The sequence below is a fragment of the Pseudomonas sp. 22526 genome (assembly GCF_052044735.1).
GTDB lineage: Bacteria > Pseudomonadota > Gammaproteobacteria > Pseudomonadales > Pseudomonadaceae > Aquipseudomonas > Aquipseudomonas piscium.
Genome location: NZ_JBQENK010000006.1, coordinates 199,901 through 217,657, shown reverse-complemented (window position 1 = coordinate 217,657; position 17,757 = coordinate 199,901). Strand labels below are relative to the sequence as shown.

Sequence of the window (17,757 nt, the reverse complement as noted above, 5' to 3'; positions counted from 1 at the left end):
ATCGCCAAAGGCCGCCGCTGGGAATTCGATGAATGTCTGTCGAGGGTACACAGGCCAGGCGGGCGACGATGGGCCCATGTCTTTCCTGGTATTGCGGGAGGGCTGGAAACCGGGCTTTTTAAAGACCCTGAAACACAAATGGCGATCGACACCCGAAGGTCTCGATCGCCATTGCTGTTGCCTGAACGATCAGCAGCCGATCACTCGGCCGGGATCATTCCCACTCGATGGTGGCTGGCGGCTTGCTCGACACGTCGTAGGTGACGCGGGAGATGCCTTCGATTTCGTTGATGATCCGGCCGCTGACGGTTTCCAGCAGTTCGTAAGGCAGGTGTGCCCAACGCGCGGTCATGAAGTCGATGGTTTCCACGGCACGCAGGGCCACGACCCAGGCGTAACGACGGCCGTCACCGACCACGCCCACCGATTTCACCGGCTGGAACACCACGAACGCCTGGCTGACCTTGTGGTACCAGTCGGCCTTGCGCAGTTCTTCGATGAAGATGTGGTCGGCGCGACGCAGCAGGTCGGCGTATTCCTTCTTCACTTCGCCGAGGATGCGCACGCCCAGGCCCGGGCCCGGGAACGGGTGACGGTAGACCATGTCGTACGGCAGGCCCAACTCCAGGCCCAGACGACGGACTTCGTCCTTGAACAGTTCGCGCAGTGGCTCGACCAGCTTGAGGTTCATTTCTTCCGGCAGGCCGCCCACGTTGTGGTGCGACTTGATCACGTGGGCCTTGCCGCTCTTGGCACCAGCCGACTCGATCACGTCCGGGTAGATGGTGCCCTGGGCCAGGAACTTGATGTTGTCCAGCTTGCAGGATTCGGCATCGAACACGTCGATGAAGGTACGGCCGATGATCTTGCGCTTCTTCTCCGGGTCGGCTTCGCCGGCCAGGTTGTTGAGGAACTGCTCCTCGGCGTTGGCGCGGATCACCTTGACGCCCATGTTCTCGGCGAACATGGCCATCACTTGCTCGCCTTCGTGCAGGCGCAGCAGGCCGTTGTCGACGAAGACGCAGGTCAGCTGGTCGCCGATGGCCTTGTGCAGCAGGGCCGCGACCACCGAGGAGTCGACACCGCCGGACAGGCCCAGCAGGACGTTGTCGGTACCCACCTGGGCACGCACCTGGGCGATGGCGTCTTCAGCGATTTTCGACGGTGTCCACAGGGCTTCGCAGCCGCAGATGTCGAGGATGAAGCGCGACAGGATGCGGCCGCCCTGCTTGGTGTGGGTCACTTCCGGGTGGAACTGCACGCCGTAGTAGCGCAGGTCGTCGTTGAACATGCCGGCGATCGGGCAGCTCGGGGTGCTGGCCAGGATGTGGAAGTCTTCCGGCATCTTGGTGACCTTGTCACCGTGGCTCATCCACACGTCGAGGCCGAACAGGCCGTCGGCGTCGACGTGATCTTCGATGCCGTCCAGCAGGCGGCTCTTGCCGACCACATCGACACGGGCATAACCGAATTCACGCAGTTCGGAACCCTCGACCTTGCCGCCCATTTGCTCGGCCATGGTCTGCATGCCGTAGCAGATACCGAAAACCGGCACGCCCAGGTCGAACACCGCTTGCGGGCAGCGCGGGCTATCGGCTTCGTGCACGGACTCGGGGCCGCCGGCGAGAATGACGCCTTTTGGAGCGAATTCGCGAATCGCTTCGTCATCCATGTCGAACGGATGCAGCTCGCAATACACGCCGATTTCACGCACGCGACGGGCGATCAATTGGGTGTACTGGGAACCGAAATCGAGGATCAGGATGCGGTGGGCATGAATGTCGAGGGCCATGATTCAGTCTCGTCTAGGTAATTCGAAAACAGTCGTGATTCAGAAACGACTCGGGGCTGAATAAAACAGCCCCGGTCATTTAACGTTTTGCTTGAAGCATCAACCTACGCGGTAGTTCGGCGCTTCCTTGGTGATCTGCACGTCATGGACGTGGGACTCAGCCATACCGGCGCCAGTGATGCGTACGAACTCCGGCTTGGTGCGCATTTCTTCGATGTTGGCGCTACCGGTGTAGCCCATGGAAGAACGCAGGCCACCCATCAGCTGATGGATGATGGCGGTCAGGGTGCCCTTGTAGGGAACACGGCCTTCGATGCCTTCCGGAACCAGCTTCTCGGCACCCGCGGAGGAGTCCTGGAAGTAACGGTCGGAAGAGCCCTGGGCCTGGGACATGGCGCCCAGCGAACCCATGCCGCGGTAAGCCTTGTAGGAGCGGCCCTGGAACAGTTCGATTTCGCCTGGCGCTTCTTCGGTACCGGCGAACATCGAGCCCATCATCACTGCGGAAGCACCGGCGACGATGGCCTTGGACAGGTCACCGGAGAAGCGGATGCCGCCGTCGGCGATCAATGGAACGCCGGTGCCTTCAAGGGCCGCGGCGACATTGGCGATGGCGCTGATTTGCGGTACGCCGACACCGGCGACGATACGGGTGGTGCAGATCGAGCCTGGGCCGATACCGACCTTGACTGCGTCGGCGCCGGCTGCGGCCAGGGCCTTGGCAGCGGCACCGGTGGCGATGTTGCCGCCGATCACCTGCACTTGTGGGTAGTTTTCCTTGACCCAGCGAACGCGGTCGATCACGCCTTTGGAGTGACCGTGGGCGGTGTCGACCACCACCACGTCCACACCGGCGTTGACCAGGGCGGCAACGCGGTCGCCGGTGTCTTTACCGGTACCGACTGCAGCGCCTACGCGCAGACGACCTTGATCGTCCTTGCTGGCCAGCGGGTAAGCCTTGGCTTTTTCGATGTCGTTGACGGTCATCATGCCTTTGAGGGCGAACTTGTCGTCGACGATCAGCACGCGCTCGATGCGGTGCTTGTGCAGCAGCTCGCGCACGTCGTTCTTGTCGGCGCCTTCCTTGACCGTGACCAGGCGCTCTTTAGGCGTCATCACTTCACGGACGCTGGCGTCCATGCGGTTTTCGAAACGCACGTCACGGGAAGTGACGATGCCGACCAGGTCGCCATCGTGCAGTACCGGAACGCCGGAAATGTTGTGCATGCGGGTCAGTTCGAACAGGTCGCGCACCGTGGCGTCAGCCTCGATGGTGATCGGGTCTTTGACGACGCCGGCTTCGAACTTCTTGACCTTGCGGACTTCGGCAGCTTGCTGCTCGATGGTCATGTTCTTGTGGATGATGCCGATGCCACCTTCCTGAGCCATGGCGATTGCCAGACGGGCTTCAGTGACGGTGTCCATTGCGGCGGAAACCAGTGGAATATTCAGCTCGATGCCACGGGTAAGACGGGTCTTGAGACTGACTTCGTTAGGAAGCACCTCGGAATAACCGGGTACTAGGAGAATGTCGTCGAAGGTCAGAGCTTCTTGGCTGATACGCAGCATCGCGGGGGCTCCCGAGCGGGAAAATGGAAGCGCGCCATTATACTCAGACACCTACCCGGGCTCAATGTAAAAGTCTGTCTATTATCAACGGGGTGATGGATGGGGAATTTGCCGGAACACAGCGTCTGTTTCGCGGGCCGGCATTGCACCTGCCGACGATGATTTCAGCACCCGGACCCGGCTGCCGAAATCCCCCTACAACTCCACCTTCACCCAACTCACCGGCTGATCCAGCCATTCGGCGAACTCGTCGAGAAAGCTCTGCTTGAACCCGGCCTCGGCCCAGTTGTTGAAGATGAAACCGAGGTTGGAAAAGCCGCACTCCTGCAAGAACAGAAAACCGTTGATGTCGTCTTCATGCCCGCACTCGGGGCAGGTGAAGTTATCGGTGCGCCCGGGCATCCAGTCTTCCAGGCTCTCGAACAGCGCCTCCCCCACTTCCTGGCGGCACTCGGCGCAGCCCGCTTCCTCGAGAAACCCCTTGGACGGGGTATAGATGCAGCGTTTGGTAATGATTTCCAGGCCGTTGATCGGCTCGCCGAAGGGCAAGGCCTCCGGGTGCAGCACCACCTCCCGCGCACCTGGGGCAATGGCGTGCGCCATGCGATTGCCGGTACGGCCACAGGTGCTCAAGGCTTCCTCGACGATATTCTTGCGCACCAGCCAGCGCACGATCGCCCGGGCGCGGGGTTCGTGAACCGGCAAGGTGGAGATTTTCGGAACGATGATGCTTTGCGAGTTCATGGGTGGGGCCTGAAGCGTCTGAAGGGAAGTCTGCGTCGCCTGCTCGGACAGTACGCCTGCGAGCTGATATCTACTAAATAAGTGTAGAAGTCGGCGTGCCTGGCAGATCCGAGGGCCCGCAGCTTAATCCCTGAACTCCACAGGTCAAGTGCTCAGGTAACGGCCGATCAGGGCAATGCCGCTGGCCAGCACCAGCCAGGTCACCAGCCGGACGAACGCCTCGCGGGACAACTTCAGGGTCAGCCGACGCCCCATCCACAAGCCCAGCGCCATCGCCGGCAACAGGCACAGCGCCAGCAGCAATAAAGGCAGCTGCGCATAAACGCCGGCAATGGCGAACAGGCTCAGGCGCACCACCGTGCTGCAACTGATCAGCGCACTCTGGGTGGCCCGCGCCGCATCCTTGGGCAGGCGGCTGTTCAGATAGATTGCATATAAAAAGCCGCCACTGCCAAACAGCGCCCCGAACGTCCCACCCACGGTGCCCATGGGAATCGCCCAGCCCGCCGCCAGCGCCTTGGGCCTTGCCTTGACCCACAGGCTGTACACCGCATAAGCACTGATAAACAGCCCCATCAACAGCAGCAACAGGTCGGACTTGAGGTTGAGCAGGAAGATCACCCCCAGGGTGCAGCCCAGCGCCATGCACGGCAGCAGGCGTACCAGCTCGGAGCGATCGACATCCCGCCGTGACGGCAAGAGGTTGCCGAAGGCCGCGACAAAATCCAGCAGCACCAGCAGCGGGATTATCTTCGACAGCGGCATGAACAGGATCAGCACCGGCCCGGCCACCAGCGCCGTGCCGAACCCGGCAATGCCAAACACGATATAGGCCAGGGCGATCCCCAGGCCGATCGCCAGCCAGCCACTCGCCCCCCACGACCACTGCCCCAACAACTCGACCATGCTCATCGATTCGCCATCCTCCTTTAATCAAGGAATGACTTTAGCCAGCCACAAGCCTTGCGACTAATATCATCAAAGCCATCTACCCATCTCAAAAAGGCATGACGAGTGATTTCAACCCGCCAACTGCGCTACTTCGTGGAAATCGCCGACAGCGGCAGTTTCAGCGCGGCCGCCGAACGCCTGTTCATTGCCCAGTCCGCCCTCAGCCGGCAGATCAAGGAACTGGAAAACCACCTCAAGACCCCGCTGTTCGAACGCACCGCGCGCCTGCCCAGGCTGACGGCAGCAGGCGAAGCCTTCTACCCGCGCGCCCGCAACCTGCTCGATGAGCTGAACAAGGCCAGCGAGCTGGCGACCCAGGTCGGCCATGGGCAACTGGGGACATTGCGCTTGAGCCACTCCAGCACGGTGTCCATGAGCGGCCGCTTGCTGCGGGCCATCAGCGGTTATCTGGAACAGTGCCCGGGCGCCTCGATGGACATCGCCACCCTGTCTTCCGAAGCGCAGCTGGAGGAAGTCGCCGAAGGCCGGCTGGATATCGGCCTGCTACGGCTGCCGGTACTGCGCCAGCGCGAGGGCGTGCGGATCACGCCGCTGTTCAGCGAGCGCCTGCTGCTGGCCGTGCCGCCGGGTCACCCTCTGGCATTGGATCCTCCCGAGCAGGGCGTGGATCTGGCGCAACTGCGCGACGAAGCCTTTATCTCCATTCCCCATCCACAACGCGGCGGCCTGAGTTACCTGTCGGCCGAGCTGTGCATGCGCCAGGGCTTTTTTCCCAAGGCGGCGCGGGTGCTGTCGCGCAAGACCACCCAGCTGCAATTGATCCAGGCCGGATTCGGCATCGCCCTGCTGCCCGAATCGATGCAAGACATTGCACCCGCCAGCCTGCACTTCCTGCCCTTGGCAGACCCGGCCTGCCAGAGCACGGTCGCCCTCGCCTGCCGGCAGGACCCGACACCTCTGGTCAAGCAGTTCATCGAACACTTCCACGGCGCCCTCACGGCCTAACCGCCGAGGGACGCATTCAAGGTCGGCAAAGGCATCGTCTCCTTTTGTTTCGATCCATGGAGATTGTTTGCCGAATGCCTTTAAACTGCGCCCCATGATTAAAGATCCCTTTGCAAGACTCGGCCTGGACCGCGAAGTCCTGACCGTCAGCCAGCTCAACGGCCGTGCGCGGGTGTTGCTGGAAGACGTGTTCAGCAACATCTGGGTCGAAGGCGAAATCTCCAACCTCGCCCGCCCGGCGTCCGGCCATGTGTACTTCACCCTCAAGGACAGCGGTGCCCAGGTGCGCTGCGCGCTGTTTCGGCAAAATGCCGCGCGGGTGCGCCAGGCGCTGAAGGACGGCCTGGCGGTCAAGGTGCGCGGCAAGGTCTCGCTGTTCGAGGGCCGCGGCGACTATCAGCTGATCCTCGATACGGTCGAGCCGGCCGGCGACGGCGCCCTGCGCCTGGCCTTCGATGCCCTGAAGGAAAAGCTCAGCGCCGAAGGTCTGTTCAGCACCGAACGCAAGGTGCCGCTGCCAGCCCATCCGCAGCGCATCGGCATTATCAGTTCGCCGACGGGCGCGGTGATTCGCGACATCATCAGCGTGTTCCGCCGCCGCGCACCGCAAGTGGCCCTGACCCTGATCCCGACCGCCGTGCAAGGCCGAGAGGCGACCGCGCAGATCGTCCGCGCCCTGAAAATGGCCGATGCCCGGGGCTTCGACGCACTGATCCTGGCCCGTGGCGGCGGCTCCCTGGAAGACCTCTGGTGCTTCAACGAAGAAGCCGTGGCCCGGGCGGTGGATGCCTGTGTCACGCCGATCGTCAGCGCCGTGGGTCATGAAACCGACGTCTCGATCAGCGACTTCGTCGCCGACGTGCGCGCACCGACGCCCTCGGCGGCCGCCGAGTTGCTCGCACCGGACTCCAGCGACCTGCGACACCGGGTCGAAAGCCTGCATCGACGCCTGGTGATGCGCATGCGCGATCGCCTGCTGCGCGATCGCCTGCGCCTGGAAGGCATGGCCCGGCGCCTGCGCCACCCCGGCGAGCGCCTGCGCCAGCAAGCGCAACGCCTGGACGACCTGGACATGCGCATGCGCCGGGCGTTCGAGCGCAGCCTCAATACTCGCCGCGAACGCCTGATCCGCCTGGAAACCCGGCTCGCCGGCCAGCACCCCGGGCGTCAGCTGGCGCTGCTGCGGCAACGCCTCGACAGCCTGGCCGAACGCCTGCCACGGGCCATGCGCGAAGGTCTGAAATCCCGCCGCCTGCAACTGCAAAGCCAGGTGCAGACCCTGCATGTGGTCAGCCCGCTGGCCACCCTCGGCCGTGGCTACAGCATCCTGCTGGACGAACGCGGCCAAGCCATTCGCAGCGCCGCACAGACCCAGCCGGGCCAACGCCTCAAGGCCCGCCTTGGCGAAGGCGAACTGCAGGTCCGGGTCGAAGACAATCACCTGACGCCTGTCACCCTCTCTTTACTGGATTGATCCATGCCGCGTTTTCTGAGCTCCCTGCTGTTGCTGTGCCTGACCTTCAACGCCCATGCCGATAGCTACATCACGCGCCTGCTGAACAAACCGGTGCCCGGCGGCGTGGCGGTGATCGACCTGGGCAGCGCCGCCCAGGCGCCCAAGGCCAGCTACCAGGGCAAACCGCTGCTGGTGGTCAAGGAACAGAACAACTGGCTGGCGATTGTCGGCATCCCCCTGACCGTCAAGCCCGGCCCTCAGCAGATCAGTGCTGGCGGTCGCAGCCTGAACTTCAATGTGGGCAGCAAGAAATACCCGGAACAGCACATCACGCTAAAGAACAAACGCCAGGTCAACCCCGATCCGGCCGACCTCAAGCGCATCGACGCCGAGTTGGCCGAGCAGGTTCGCGCCTACCGCAGTTTCAGCCCCAACACCCCGAGCAACCTGCTGCTGGACAAGCCGGTGAGCGGCCCGCTGTCGAGCAAGTTCGGCGTACGCCGCTTCTTCAACGGTGAGGAGCGCAACCCACACGCCGGGCTGGACTTCGCGGTGCCCGCCGGGACAGCGATCAAGACGCCGGCCGCCGGTAAGGTGATCCTGATCGGCAATTACTTTTTCAACGGCAACACCGTATTCGTCGACCATGGCCAGGGCTTTATCAGCATGTTCTGCCATATGTCGAAAATCGACGTGAAGGTCGGCCAGCAACTGGCCCGCGGCGGCGTGGTCGGGAAAGTCGGCTCCACCGGGCGCGCCACCGGGCCGCACATGCACTGGAACGTCAGCCTGAACGACGCCCGGGTCGATCCGGCGATCTTTATCGGTGCCTTCCAGCCCTGAGTCATGACTCCTGCAGGGATTGCGCAGGTTCAAAAGTCTGCGCAATAAGATCGAGCAAGCCATCAATCCAGCAGAATAAAATCTCGCAAAATTTTCGTTTTAAGAGATTTATCTCAATTTTTTTCGACTGCTTGCCATCTTTCACCCCAATGGTTAGGGTTGAGGGCATGAAAACCTCTCACACCCTCATTCAGCGCCGTCAACACCGAAGCCTCTGCCTCGTCAGCGCACGACTGCCAGGTTGAGTCGCGGTACCTCGTCCCCTGCTTCAAACAGCACACCCATTGATTCACCGGCAGGCCGCCTCTTTTCGGCCCGGACAATAAGGATTTTCCCATGAGCATGCTCAAAGACCCTTCCTCGAAGTACCGCGCGTTCCCGACCATCAACTTGCCGGACCGCACCTGGCCGTCGAAGACCATCACCAGCGCGCCGACCTGGTGCAGCTCCGACCTGCGTGATGGCAACCAGTCGTTGATCGAGCCGATGGATGCGGTGAAGAAGCTGCGTTTCTGGAAAACCCTGGTCGCCGTCGGTGTGAAAGAAATCGAGGCCTCCTTCCCGGCCGCTTCGCAGACCGACTTCGACTTCGTGCGCACCCTGATCGAAGGCGGCCACATCCCGGACGACACCACCATCCAGGTGCTGACCCAGGCCCGTGAAGACCTGATCGCCCGTACCTTCGAATCGTTGCGCGGGGCGAAGAAAGCCATCGTCCACCTGTACAACGCCACCAGCCCGTCGTTCCGCCGCATTGTCTTCAACCAGGACAAGGAAGGCGTGAAAGAGATCGCGGTGAACGCCGCCAAGCTGTTCGTCAAATACGCCGCCCAGCAGCCGGAAACCCAATGGCAGTTCGAATACTCGCCAGAGACCTTCAGCGCCACTGAGCTGGAGTTCGCCAAGGAAGTCTGCGACGCGGTGATCGAGGTCTGGAACCCGACGCCAGCCAACAAGGTGATCCTCAACCTGCCGGCCACCGTCGAAGTCGCCACGCCGAACATCTATGCCGACCAGATCGAATGGTTCGGCCGCCACATCAACCGTCGTGACAGCGTGCTCATCAGCCTGCACACCCACAACGACCGTGGTACCGGCGTAGCCGCCACCGAGCTGGGCCTGATGGCCGGCGCCGACCGCGTCGAAGGCTGCCTGTTCGGCAACGGCGAACGTACCGGCAACGTCGACCTGGTCACCGTGGCCCTGAACCTCTACACCCAAGGCATCGATCCAGAGCTGGACTTCTCCGATATCGACGGCGTGCGCAAAGTGGTCGAAGAGTGCAACCAGATTCCGGTGCACCCTCGTCATCCGTATGTCGGCGACCTGGTTCACACCGCCTTCTCCGGCTCGCACCAGGATGCGATCCGCAAGGGCTTCGCCCAGCAGAAATCCGATGGGCTGTGGGAAGTACCCTACCTGCCGATCGACCCGGCCGACATCGGCCGCAGCTACGAGGCGGTGATTCGCGTCAACAGCCAGTCGGGCAAAGGCGGTATCGCCTACCTGCTGGAACAGGAATACGGCATCAGCTTGCCGCGCCGCATGCAGATCGAGTTCAGCCAGGTGGTACAGCGTGAAACCGATCGCCTGGGCCTGGAGATGACCGCCCAGCAGATCCACGCGCTGCTCCACAGCGAATACTTGCAGGCCAACACCCCGTATGCGCTGGTCAGCCACCGCCTGCAGGAAGAAAACGGCCACAGCGCCGTGGAAGTGGAAGTCTCCAGCAAGGGCCAGGGCGAGACCAACCTGCACTGGCGCGGCAAGGGCAACGGCGCCCTGGAAGCCCTGGTGGCCGGCTTGCCGATTCCGGTGGAAATCATGGACTACAACGAGCACGCCATCGGCGCGGGCACCAACGCCAAGGCCGCGGCCTATATCGAACTGCGTGTGAACGGCGAACGTGCGGTGCACGGTGTGGGTATCGATGAAAACATCACCACCGCCAGCTTCAAGGCCCTGTTCAGCGCGCTGAACCGCTCCCTGAGCCAGCTGGACGCCAAAGCCGCCTGACGGTTTTACGGCGACAAAAAAGCCCCGGATGATCCGGGGCTTTTTTGTCGCCGTGTATTTATTGCCTCACTCAGGCAGTGGTATTGATCCGCGCCGTCAGCGCCTGGAGCAAGGCCGCCTGCAACACCTGCAGGTTGCTGGCGGTGATCGCGATCTGCGCCTGCACTTGCAAGGCCTGTTGTGCCTTCTGCTCCTCGCTCGCCTGCCCCTTCTGCACCCCGGACAATTGCGACTGCAGCTCGGACAGGGTCTTTTCGGTCTGGTCGATCTGCTTCTGCAACTGCGCGACCATATCAGCGGTGGACGAGGTGAAATCGGCCTTGGCGCCGTACTCCTGCATGTCGACACTCACCGAGTCGCTGTCCTCGGCAACGCTCTTGTCCTGCACCTCGAGCGGGCTGGCCTGCTGCTCGGCGATGTTGAGCTTTTGCGGCGCGGCCCCCAGAGGGAATGGATTGATGCTCGCTGCACCGATACTGGTCATGATGAATCTCCCTGAAAACTCTCTCATCCCTTAACGGCCCACCCCAACAAATCTTTAAGCCTGGGTGAACTCGAAGGTGTCGGCATCGAGGTAGGCTGGAAAACGCGCGCGATAGGCGGCCAGATCCGCGGCATTCAGGCAGACCTGGAATACCCCATCGGCCTCACCCGCGCTGAGCAGGGTCTCACCCTGAAAATCCAGCACCTGGCTATCCCCGGTGTAGGCAAACCCCTTGCCGTCGGTGCCGACCCGATTGACCGCCGCCACATAACACAGGTTTTCGATGGCCCTGGCCGGCAACAAACGGTTCCAGTGCTGACGCCGCGCCCCCGGCCAGTTGGCCGTGTACAGCAGCAAGTCGGTATCCCGGGCATCGCGGCTCCACACCGGAAAGCGCAGGTCGTAGCAGATCAGCGGCCTGACCCGCCAACCCTTGAGTTCGAATTGCACCTGGCGCTCGCCCGGCGTGTAGTGATCGTGCTCGCCGGCCATGCGGAACAAATGACGTTTGTCGTAATGCCAGACCTCGCCGTCGGGACGAGCCCACAGCAGGCGGTTGCGGTGGCTGCCGTCGGCGGCCTGGATAATCACGCTGCCGGTGACCACCGCACCGAGCCTGGCGGCCTGGCTGCGCAGCCACTTGCTGGTCGGACCGTTTTCCGCCTCGGCGAGGGCTTCGGACTCCATGGAAAATCCGGTGGTGAACATTTCCGGCAAGATAATCAAATCGGCGCCCCGGGCCTGTTCGAGCAACAGCTCGAAGTGCTCGAGATTGGCCTGGCGATCGTGCCAGGCCAGGGAGGTCTGGATCAGCGCCACATTCAGATTGGGCAAAGCACTCAGATCACGCATAACTTCTCCGCTGCCTGACGCAGCGTCTCCTCACGTTTGGCAAAGCATAGCCTTACCAGACGCTGTCCTTGCGGTGGCTCGCGGTAGAACACCGACACCGGAATGGTCGCGACGCCGTGCTCGCGGGTCATCCAGATCGCCATTTCGACGTCATTCAGGTCCGGACGGATCCGCGAGTAGTCCACCAGTTGAAAGTAAGTACCGGCCACCCGGGTAAAGCTGAACTGCGAAGCCCCCAGCAGGTCGCAGAACAGGTCGCGCTTGGCCTGATAGAAAGCGGGAAGCTCTTCGACATGTTCCGGGTGTTCGGCCATGTAGTCCGCCAGAGCGTACTGCAAAGGGGTTACGCCGCAGAAGCTGACATATTGATGCACCTTGCGCAGCTCCGCGCTCAGGGCCAGCGGAGCGACCACGTAACCGGTTTTCCAGCCGGTCACGTGATAAGTCTTGCCAAAGGAACTGACCACAAATGCCCGCTGGTACAGCTCCTCATGGGCCAGCACGCTGACGTGGGGGATGCCGTCGAGCACCAGGTGCTCGTACACCTCGTCGCTGACCAGGTAGATATCCCGATCGCGAATCAGCGCCGCCAACTGCTCCAGTTCGGCACGACTGATCAGGGCGCCGCTGGGGTTGTGCGGCGTATTGAGGATGATCATCCGCGTGCGCGGGCTCAGGGCTTCGCCAAGCTTCTGCCAATCGATGGCGAAATCGTTCAGGCCCAGCTGCACATGCACGCAACGGCCGCCGGCCAGTTCCACCGAAGGCTCATAGCTGTCGTAGCAAGGATCGAAGACGATCACTTCATCACCGGCCTGGATCACCGCCTGGATGGCGCAGAAGATCGCCTGGGTGGCGCCTGGAGTGATGGTTACCTCGGTGTCGGCATTCACCTGCACGCCATAACTGCGGGCGATCTTGGCCGCCACTTGCTGGCGCAAGGCTGGCAGGCCGGTCATCGGTGCGTATTGGTTGTGGCCGCTGGCAATATGCCGGGCGACGGCATCGCGCAGGGCCTGCGGGCCATCGAAATCGGGAAAACCCTGGGACAGGTTCAGCGCGCCGGTTTCCACGGCGAGCTGCGACATTTGCGTGAAGATGGTGGTGCCGACATTCGGCAGCTTACTGGTGATCATGGGTGATTCCCTGCTGAACACCCGGCTCTACGGCGGCACGGGGAGGTCCCGAGAATAGCCCAAAGGGCGGCGATTAAAAAAGGGTCCCTGAAGGACCCTTTTTAATCGCAGCTACAAGCTGTAAGTCATAAGCTGCAAGCCCTTGCCGCTTTTTTACTTGTAGCTTGACGCTTGCAACTCGAAGCTCTGTGTCAGCGCTTGTCCTTGCGCTTCTTCTCGGCCTTTTTGTGGTGTGTCATCAAACGACGCTTCTTGTTGACCTGACGGTCGGTGAGCGTGTTCTTGTTGCCTTCGTACGGGTTTTCACCACCCTTGAATTCGATGCGGATCGGCGTACCGACCAGCTTCAGAACACGACGGTAGGTGTTTTCCAGGTAGCGCACATAAGACTTCGGCACCTTCTCCACCTGGTTGCCGTGGATCACGATCAGCGGCGGGTTGGCACCACCCAGGTGGGCATAACGCAGCTTGATGCGACGGTTGTTGACCATCGGTGGCGCGTGCTCGCTCACGGCGTCTTCGAGAATCTGCGTCAGGCGGCTGGTCGGCCAGCGGGTCACCGCGGACTTGAAGGAGTTCTGCACCGACTGGTAGAGGTTGCCCACGCCAGTACCGTGCAATGCCGAGATGAAGTGGATGTCGGCGAAGTCGACGAAGAACAGCCGGCGCTCCAGCTCGGTCTTCACATAGTCACGCTCGCGCGGGTCCATGCCATCCCATTTGTTCAGGGCGATGACCAGCGCCCGGCCTGCTTCTAGGGCGAAGCCCAGCAGGTTCAGGTCGTGGTCCACCACGCCTTCGCGGGCGTCCATGACGAAGATCACCACGTTGGCGTCTTTGATCGCCTGCAGGGTTTTGACCACCGAGAACTTTTCGACTTCCTCGTGGATCTTGCCGCGCTTGCGCACCCCGGCGGTGTCGATCAGCGTGTACTTCTCTTCGTTACGCTCGAAGGGAATGTAGATACTGTCGCGGGTGGTCCCCGGCTGGTCGTAGACGATGACCCGGTCTTCGCCGAGCATGCGGTTGACCAGGGTGGACTTGCCCACGTTCGGCCGGCCGATGATGGCGATCTTGATCCCGTCTTTTTCGCTCGGGCCCGGAATGCGCTTGGCTTCCTCGCCTTCGGCAACGACTTCTTCCTCACCTTCTTCCGGCTCGTCTGCGTCGTCTTTCGGGAACTCGCCCAGGGCGATTTCCAGCATCTGCGAGATACCGCGACCGTGAGCACCGGCGATCGGAATCGCGTCGCCCATGCCCAGCGGGGCGAACTCGGCACGCGCCATGTCAGGGTCGATGTTGTCGACCTTGTTGGCAATCACGAACGAGGTCTTGTTCCGCTTGCGCAGGTGCTCGCCGATCATCTGGTCGGCCGCGGTGAAACCGGCCTTGGCATCTACCAGGAACAGGACGACATCGGCTTCTTCGATGGCCAGCAGCGACTGCTCGGCCATCTTTTCGTCCATGCCATGCTCGTCACCGGAGATACCGCCGGTGTCGATCAGAATGTAGGTACGCCCTTGCCACTTGGCCTCACCGTATTGGCGATCACGGGTCAGACCGGACAGGTCGCCGACAATGGCGTCGCGAGTCCGAGTCAGGCGGTTGAACAAGGTGGACTTGCCGACGTTCGGTCGGCCCACCAGGGCGATTACGGGAACCATGCGGCTCTCCACTGCGTTAATTCAGAAAATACAAAAGCCGCTGCGAGGCAGCGGCTGGTGCTCGGGGCAGCACATCGCGTGCTGCGAACCTTGCCGGGGCAAGGCCGCTTGGGGATCAACCCCAAGCATAGTCAAACCATTACTTGATGGTCAGGGCTTCCAGTTTGCCGCTGTTGCCATACACATAAATCATGTTGCCCACCACCAGCGGACGCGCACGCAGACCATCGCTGTCGATACGCTCACGGCCGACGAAGCGACCGTCCACCTGGCTCAGCAGGTGCAGGTAACCTTCCAGGTCACCGACCGCCACGTAGCTGGAGAAGACTTCCGGGGCCGACAGTTGACGGCGGGCCAGCGAGTCGTTGCTCCACAGTGCAGTGGTGGAACGCTCGTCGACGCTTTCGACCGTGCCGGAAGACAGGCTCACATAGACGCTACCGAAACCTTGAGCGACACCCGCATAGCTGGAAGCATCGCGCTGCCAGAGCGGACGACCGCTTTCCAGGTCCAGCGCCGCTACGCGACCCTGGTAGCTGGCGACATACAGGGTGCCGCCGGACAACAGCAGGCCACCGTCGATGTCGACCACACGATCCAGCTCGGAACGACCTTGCGGAATGGCCACGCGCTGTTCCCACACCGGTACGCCGTTGCGGATATCCAGGGCCACCACTTTACCGGTCGACAGACCGGCGACCGCCAGGCGGTTGGTGGTGATTGGCGCGCTGGTGCCACGCAGGGTCAGTACCGCAGGGGTGCTGTCATAGACCCACATCTGGTTGCCGGTGGCGGCATCGAGGCCGATCACACGGTCATCCTGGGTCTGGACCACAACCACATCGCCATTGGTGGACGGCGGAGCCAGTACTTCACTGGTCACCCGCGCGCGCCACTTCTCTTCGCCGCTCGAAGCGTCCAGAGCAACCACTTCACCCTTGAGGGTACCGATCATGACCAGGCCGTAACCCACGCCAACGGCACCGGACACAGGCAACTCCAGGTCCTGTTTCCATTTGACGTCGCCGTTCATGCGATCCAGCGCTTCTACCACGCCAGTAACGTCGGCGGCATAGATGGTGCTGCCGTCGATCGCCGGAACCAGCATGTTGTAGGTTTCGCCCTGGCCGTCACCGACCGAACGGCTCCACTGTTTCTGCAGGACCACTTCTTCTTTGAAGTCGACCAGTTCGGCAGGTGGCAATTCTTTCTTGCTGTTGCTGCTGCAACCCGCGGCCAGAACGGCCAGAGCCAGCAATGCTGCATGTTTCCAACGGATCACGTCACGCATCCCCTTTGGCCAGGTCGTCCAGCTTGATTTGTAGGCCACCGACCGCCGCTTCATCGGACAGCGCAGCCTTGGCTTTTTCGTACGCAGCATGGGCTTCGTCGGTACGGCCCAACTGGACCAGCAGGTCGCCCTTGAGCTCTTCGCGAGTGGCCAGGAATGCCTTGTCGGCATCGCCTTCGAGCAGCTTCAGTGCTTCTTCAGCCTTGTTCTGCGCCGCCAGGACCTGGGCCAGACGCTGACGGGCGATCTCGCCCAGCGTCGGGTTGGCCGGCTTGTCGGCGATGGCTTTGAGCTCGGTAGCGGCGTCGTCCAGCTTGCCGGTGTCGACCGCCACCTTGGCGACGAACAGGCTGCCGTATTGCGCGTAGGCGGTACCGCCGAACTCGCTGTTGAGCTTGCCGGCCAGGTCTGCAACACGGGCTGCATCCGGCTTGCCGTCAGGCGTCAGCGTGGTTTCCAGCAATTGCTGATAGAGCATCGAGGCGCCTTGCGACTGATTGCTCTGATACTTGTGCCAGGCCTGCCAGCCGAACACGATGACCAGCGCCAACAGGCCGCCGGTGACCAGGGGTTTGCCGTTGCGCTGCCACCAGTCCTTCAAATCCGCCAGCTGTTCATCTTCGGTACTCGACACCCCAATACTCCTTATTCGCTAAATCGGCTGTTTGACAGCTTCAACCCTGCACGACGCAGGTGGCCAGGTGTGCAGCGAGCGCATCCCAGGCAATGCTTTGTTGTTCGCCCTGGCCACGCAGGGGTTTGAAACCTACCACTTGCTGGGCCAGTTCGTCGTCACCGAGGATCAATGCGTACAACGCACCGCTCTTGTCGGCCTTCTTGAACTGGCTCTTGAAGCTACCGGCGCCGGCGTTGATCTGCAGGCGCAGGTTCGGCAATTGATCACGAACACGCTCACTCAGCGCCAGTGCGGCCAGTTCGGCAGCTTCCCCGAAGGCGCAGAGGTAAACGTCGACCTGACGCGAGATCTCTTCCGGGATCTGCTCCAGGGTTTCCAGCAGCAGCACCAGGCGCTCGATCCCCATGGCGAAACCGACACCTGGGGTCGGCTTGCCGCCCATCTGCTCGACCAGGCCGTCGTAACGGCCGCCGGCACAGACGGTGCCCTGGGCGCCGAGCTTGTCGGTGACCCATTCGAAAACGGTCTTGCTGTAGTAGTCCAGCCCGCGCACCAGCTTCGGGTTGATCACATAAGGGATACCGGCGGCATCCAGGCGAGCCTTGAGGCCCTCGAAATGCACGCGGGACTCTTCGTCCAGGTAGTCGGCCAGCTTCGGCGCGTCCACCAGCACGGCTTGAGTGTCCGGGTTCTTGGTGTCGAGCACGCGCAGCGGGTTGGTTGTCAGACGGCGCTGGCTGTCTTCGTCCAGGCTGTCCATGCGCGCCGAGAGGAACGTCACCAGCGCATCGCGGTAACGCGCACGGGCTTCGGCGGTCCCCAGGCTGTTCAGTTCGAGCTTGACCGCATCACGGATGCCCAGCTCGCCCCACAGGCGCCAGGTCAGCACGATCAGTTCGGCGTCGATGTCCGGACCGTCGAGATTGAAGACCTCGCAACCGATCTGGTGGAACTGGCGATAACGGCCTTTCTGCGGACGCTCGTGGCGGAACATCGGGCCGATGTACCAAAGCTTCTGCACCTGACCACCGCCGGTGATGCCATGCTCGAGCACAGCGCGCACGCACGCCGCGGTGCCTTCCGGACGCAGGGTCAGGGAGTCGCCGTTGCGGTCGTCGAAGGTGTACATCTCTTTTTCGACGATGTCGGTCACTTCACCGATGGAGCGCTTGAACAGCTCGGTGAACTCGACGATCGGCATACGGATCTGCTTGTAACCGTAGTTATCCAGCAACCGTGCAACGGTGCCCTCGAAATAGCGCCACAGGGGCGTCTGCTCGGGCAGGATGTCGTTCATGCCACGAATGGCTTGCAGAGACTTGCTCACTATAAATCCTTAAATTCGTTCGGCTCTTC

The 17,757-nt window shown here is 62.1% G+C and carries 16 protein-coding genes; 4 read left to right on the top strand and 12 right to left on the bottom strand.

Annotated elements, in window-relative coordinates:
• Window positions 1-214 precede the first annotated feature (214 nt).
• The 4 genes from guaA to ACTJKT_RS11540 form a co-directional block, all read right to left on the bottom strand.
• Window positions 215-1,792, bottom strand: a complete 1,578-nt coding sequence (gene guaA, locus ACTJKT_RS11555; RefSeq protein ID WP_009050625.1) for a glutamine-hydrolyzing GMP synthase — start codon at window positions 1,790-1,792, stop codon at window positions 215-217.
• A 99-nt stretch (window positions 1,793-1,891) separates the two neighbouring features.
• Window positions 1,892-3,361, bottom strand: a complete 1,470-nt coding sequence (guaB, locus tag ACTJKT_RS11550) for an IMP dehydrogenase (RefSeq protein WP_025806086.1) — start codon at window positions 3,359-3,361, stop codon at window positions 1,892-1,894.
• Window positions 3,362-3,556: 195 nt separating this feature from the next.
• Window positions 3,557-4,105: a sugar ABC transporter ATPase gene (locus ACTJKT_RS11545; protein WP_025806087.1), complete on the bottom strand. Its 549-nt coding sequence runs from the start codon at window positions 4,103-4,105 to the stop codon at window positions 3,557-3,559.
• A gap of 144 nt (window positions 4,106-4,249) precedes the next feature.
• Window positions 4,250-5,017: a sulfite exporter TauE/SafE family protein gene (locus ACTJKT_RS11540; RefSeq protein WP_028683312.1), complete on the bottom strand. Its 768-nt coding sequence runs from the start codon at window positions 5,015-5,017 to the stop codon at window positions 4,250-4,252.
• A 102-nt stretch (window positions 5,018-5,119) separates the two neighbouring features.
• On the opposite strand from ACTJKT_RS11540, the gene ACTJKT_RS11535 reads away from it, so the two are divergent.
• From ACTJKT_RS11535 to ACTJKT_RS11525, 3 genes are all read left to right on the top strand, one after another.
• Window positions 5,120-6,022, top strand: coding sequence for a LysR family transcriptional regulator (locus tag ACTJKT_RS11535; protein WP_440787167.1), 903 nt, complete (start codon window positions 5,120-5,122; stop codon window positions 6,020-6,022).
• A 94-nt stretch (window positions 6,023-6,116) separates the two neighbouring features.
• Window positions 6,117-7,496, top strand: coding sequence for an exodeoxyribonuclease VII large subunit (gene xseA, locus ACTJKT_RS11530; protein WP_038634880.1), 1,380 nt, complete (start codon window positions 6,117-6,119; stop codon window positions 7,494-7,496).
• A 3-nt stretch (window positions 7,497-7,499) separates the two neighbouring features.
• Window positions 7,500-8,321 carry a peptidoglycan DD-metalloendopeptidase family protein gene (locus ACTJKT_RS11525; RefSeq protein WP_440787166.1) on the top strand — a complete coding sequence of 274 codons (822 nt, stop codon included), beginning with the start codon at window positions 7,500-7,502 and terminating at the stop codon, window positions 8,319-8,321.
• 1 nt (window position 8,322) lies between these two features.
• Here ACTJKT_RS11525 and ACTJKT_RS11520 read toward each other — a convergent pair whose 3' ends face one another.
• Entirely contained in the window at window positions 8,323-8,490 is a 168-nt protein-coding gene (locus tag ACTJKT_RS11520; RefSeq protein ID WP_440787165.1) for a hypothetical protein, read from the bottom strand.
• A 167-nt stretch (window positions 8,491-8,657) separates the two neighbouring features.
• Here ACTJKT_RS11520 and leuA point away from each other — a divergent pair, with 167 nt between their 5' ends.
• Window positions 8,658-10,337: a 2-isopropylmalate synthase gene (gene leuA / locus ACTJKT_RS11515; RefSeq protein ID WP_440787164.1), complete on the top strand. Its 1,680-nt coding sequence runs from the start codon at window positions 8,658-8,660 to the stop codon at window positions 10,335-10,337.
• A 70-nt stretch (window positions 10,338-10,407) separates the two neighbouring features.
• Here the strand turns inward: leuA and ACTJKT_RS11510 are convergent, their stop codons facing one another.
• The 7 genes from ACTJKT_RS11510 to hisS all read right to left on the bottom strand — a co-directional run bounded on the left by ACTJKT_RS11510 (window position 10,408) and on the right by hisS (window position 17,728).
• Window positions 10,408-10,821: a hypothetical protein gene (locus ACTJKT_RS11510; RefSeq protein ID WP_440787163.1), complete on the bottom strand. Its 414-nt coding sequence runs from the start codon at window positions 10,819-10,821 to the stop codon at window positions 10,408-10,410.
• A gap of 54 nt (window positions 10,822-10,875) precedes the next feature.
• A complete protein-coding gene (locus ACTJKT_RS11505; RefSeq protein WP_097304929.1) occupies window positions 10,876-11,673 on the bottom strand; it encodes an amidohydrolase in 798 nt (265 codons plus the stop codon).
• Window positions 11,661-12,809, bottom strand: coding sequence for a pyridoxal phosphate-dependent aminotransferase (locus tag ACTJKT_RS11500; RefSeq protein WP_440787162.1), 1,149 nt, complete (start codon window positions 12,807-12,809; stop codon window positions 11,661-11,663). Before ACTJKT_RS11500 ends, ACTJKT_RS11505 begins: the two co-directional genes overlap by 13 nt.
• Window positions 12,810-13,000: 191 nt before the next feature.
• On the bottom strand, window positions 13,001-14,473 hold the full coding sequence (der, locus tag ACTJKT_RS11495) for a ribosome biogenesis GTPase Der (RefSeq protein ID WP_097304931.1): 1,473 nt from the start codon (window positions 14,471-14,473) through the stop codon (window positions 13,001-13,003).
• A gap of 139 nt (window positions 14,474-14,612) precedes the next feature.
• On the bottom strand, window positions 14,613-15,764 hold the full coding sequence (gene bamB, locus ACTJKT_RS11490; RefSeq protein ID WP_009050636.1) for an outer membrane protein assembly factor BamB: 1,152 nt from the start codon (window positions 15,762-15,764) through the stop codon (window positions 14,613-14,615).
• Entirely contained in the window at window positions 15,757-16,398 is a 642-nt protein-coding gene (locus tag ACTJKT_RS11485) for a tetratricopeptide repeat protein (protein ID WP_440787161.1), read from the bottom strand. The genes bamB and ACTJKT_RS11485 overlap by 8 nt, the downstream gene beginning before the upstream one ends.
• A 40-nt stretch (window positions 16,399-16,438) precedes the next feature.
• Entirely contained in the window at window positions 16,439-17,728 is a 1,290-nt protein-coding gene (gene hisS, locus ACTJKT_RS11480; protein WP_210688370.1) for a histidine--tRNA ligase, read from the bottom strand.
• Between the last annotated feature and the right edge of the window lie 29 nt (window positions 17,729-17,757).

Excerpts from the sequence above, each read along its gene's own strand:
- guaA (WP_009050625.1), bottom strand. The coding sequence starts at position 1,792 with ATGGCCCTCGACATTCATGCCCACCGCATCCTGATCCTCGATTTCGGT.
- guaB (WP_025806086.1), bottom strand. The coding sequence starts at position 3,361 with ATGCTGCGTATCAGCCAAGAAGCTCTGACCTTCGACGACATTCTCCTA.
- ACTJKT_RS11545 (WP_025806087.1), bottom strand. The coding sequence starts at position 4,105 with ATGAACTCGCAAAGCATCATCGTTCCGAAAATCTCCACCTTGCCGGTT.
- ACTJKT_RS11540 (WP_028683312.1), bottom strand. The coding sequence starts at position 5,017 with ATGAGCATGGTCGAGTTGTTGGGGCAGTGGTCGTGGGGGGCGAGTGGC.
- xseA (WP_038634880.1), top strand. The coding sequence starts at position 6,117 with ATGATTAAAGATCCCTTTGCAAGACTCGGCCTGGACCGCGAAGTCCTG.
- ACTJKT_RS11525 (WP_440787166.1), top strand. The coding sequence starts at position 7,500 with ATGCCGCGTTTTCTGAGCTCCCTGCTGTTGCTGTGCCTGACCTTCAAC.
- ACTJKT_RS11520 (WP_440787165.1), bottom strand. The coding sequence starts at position 8,490 with ATGCCCTCAACCCTAACCATTGGGGTGAAAGATGGCAAGCAGTCGAAA.
- leuA (WP_440787164.1), top strand. The coding sequence starts at position 8,658 with ATGAGCATGCTCAAAGACCCTTCCTCGAAGTACCGCGCGTTCCCGACC.
- ACTJKT_RS11510 (WP_440787163.1), bottom strand. The coding sequence starts at position 10,821 with ATGACCAGTATCGGTGCAGCGAGCATCAATCCATTCCCTCTGGGGGCC.
- ACTJKT_RS11505 (WP_097304929.1), bottom strand. The coding sequence starts at position 11,673 with ATGCGTGATCTGAGTGCTTTGCCCAATCTGAATGTGGCGCTGATCCAG.
- ACTJKT_RS11500 (WP_440787162.1), bottom strand. The coding sequence starts at position 12,809 with ATGATCACCAGTAAGCTGCCGAATGTCGGCACCACCATCTTCACGCAA.
- der (WP_097304931.1), bottom strand. The coding sequence starts at position 14,473 with ATGGTTCCCGTAATCGCCCTGGTGGGCCGACCGAACGTCGGCAAGTCC.
- bamB (WP_009050636.1), bottom strand. The coding sequence starts at position 15,764 with ATGCGTGACGTGATCCGTTGGAAACATGCAGCATTGCTGGCTCTGGCC.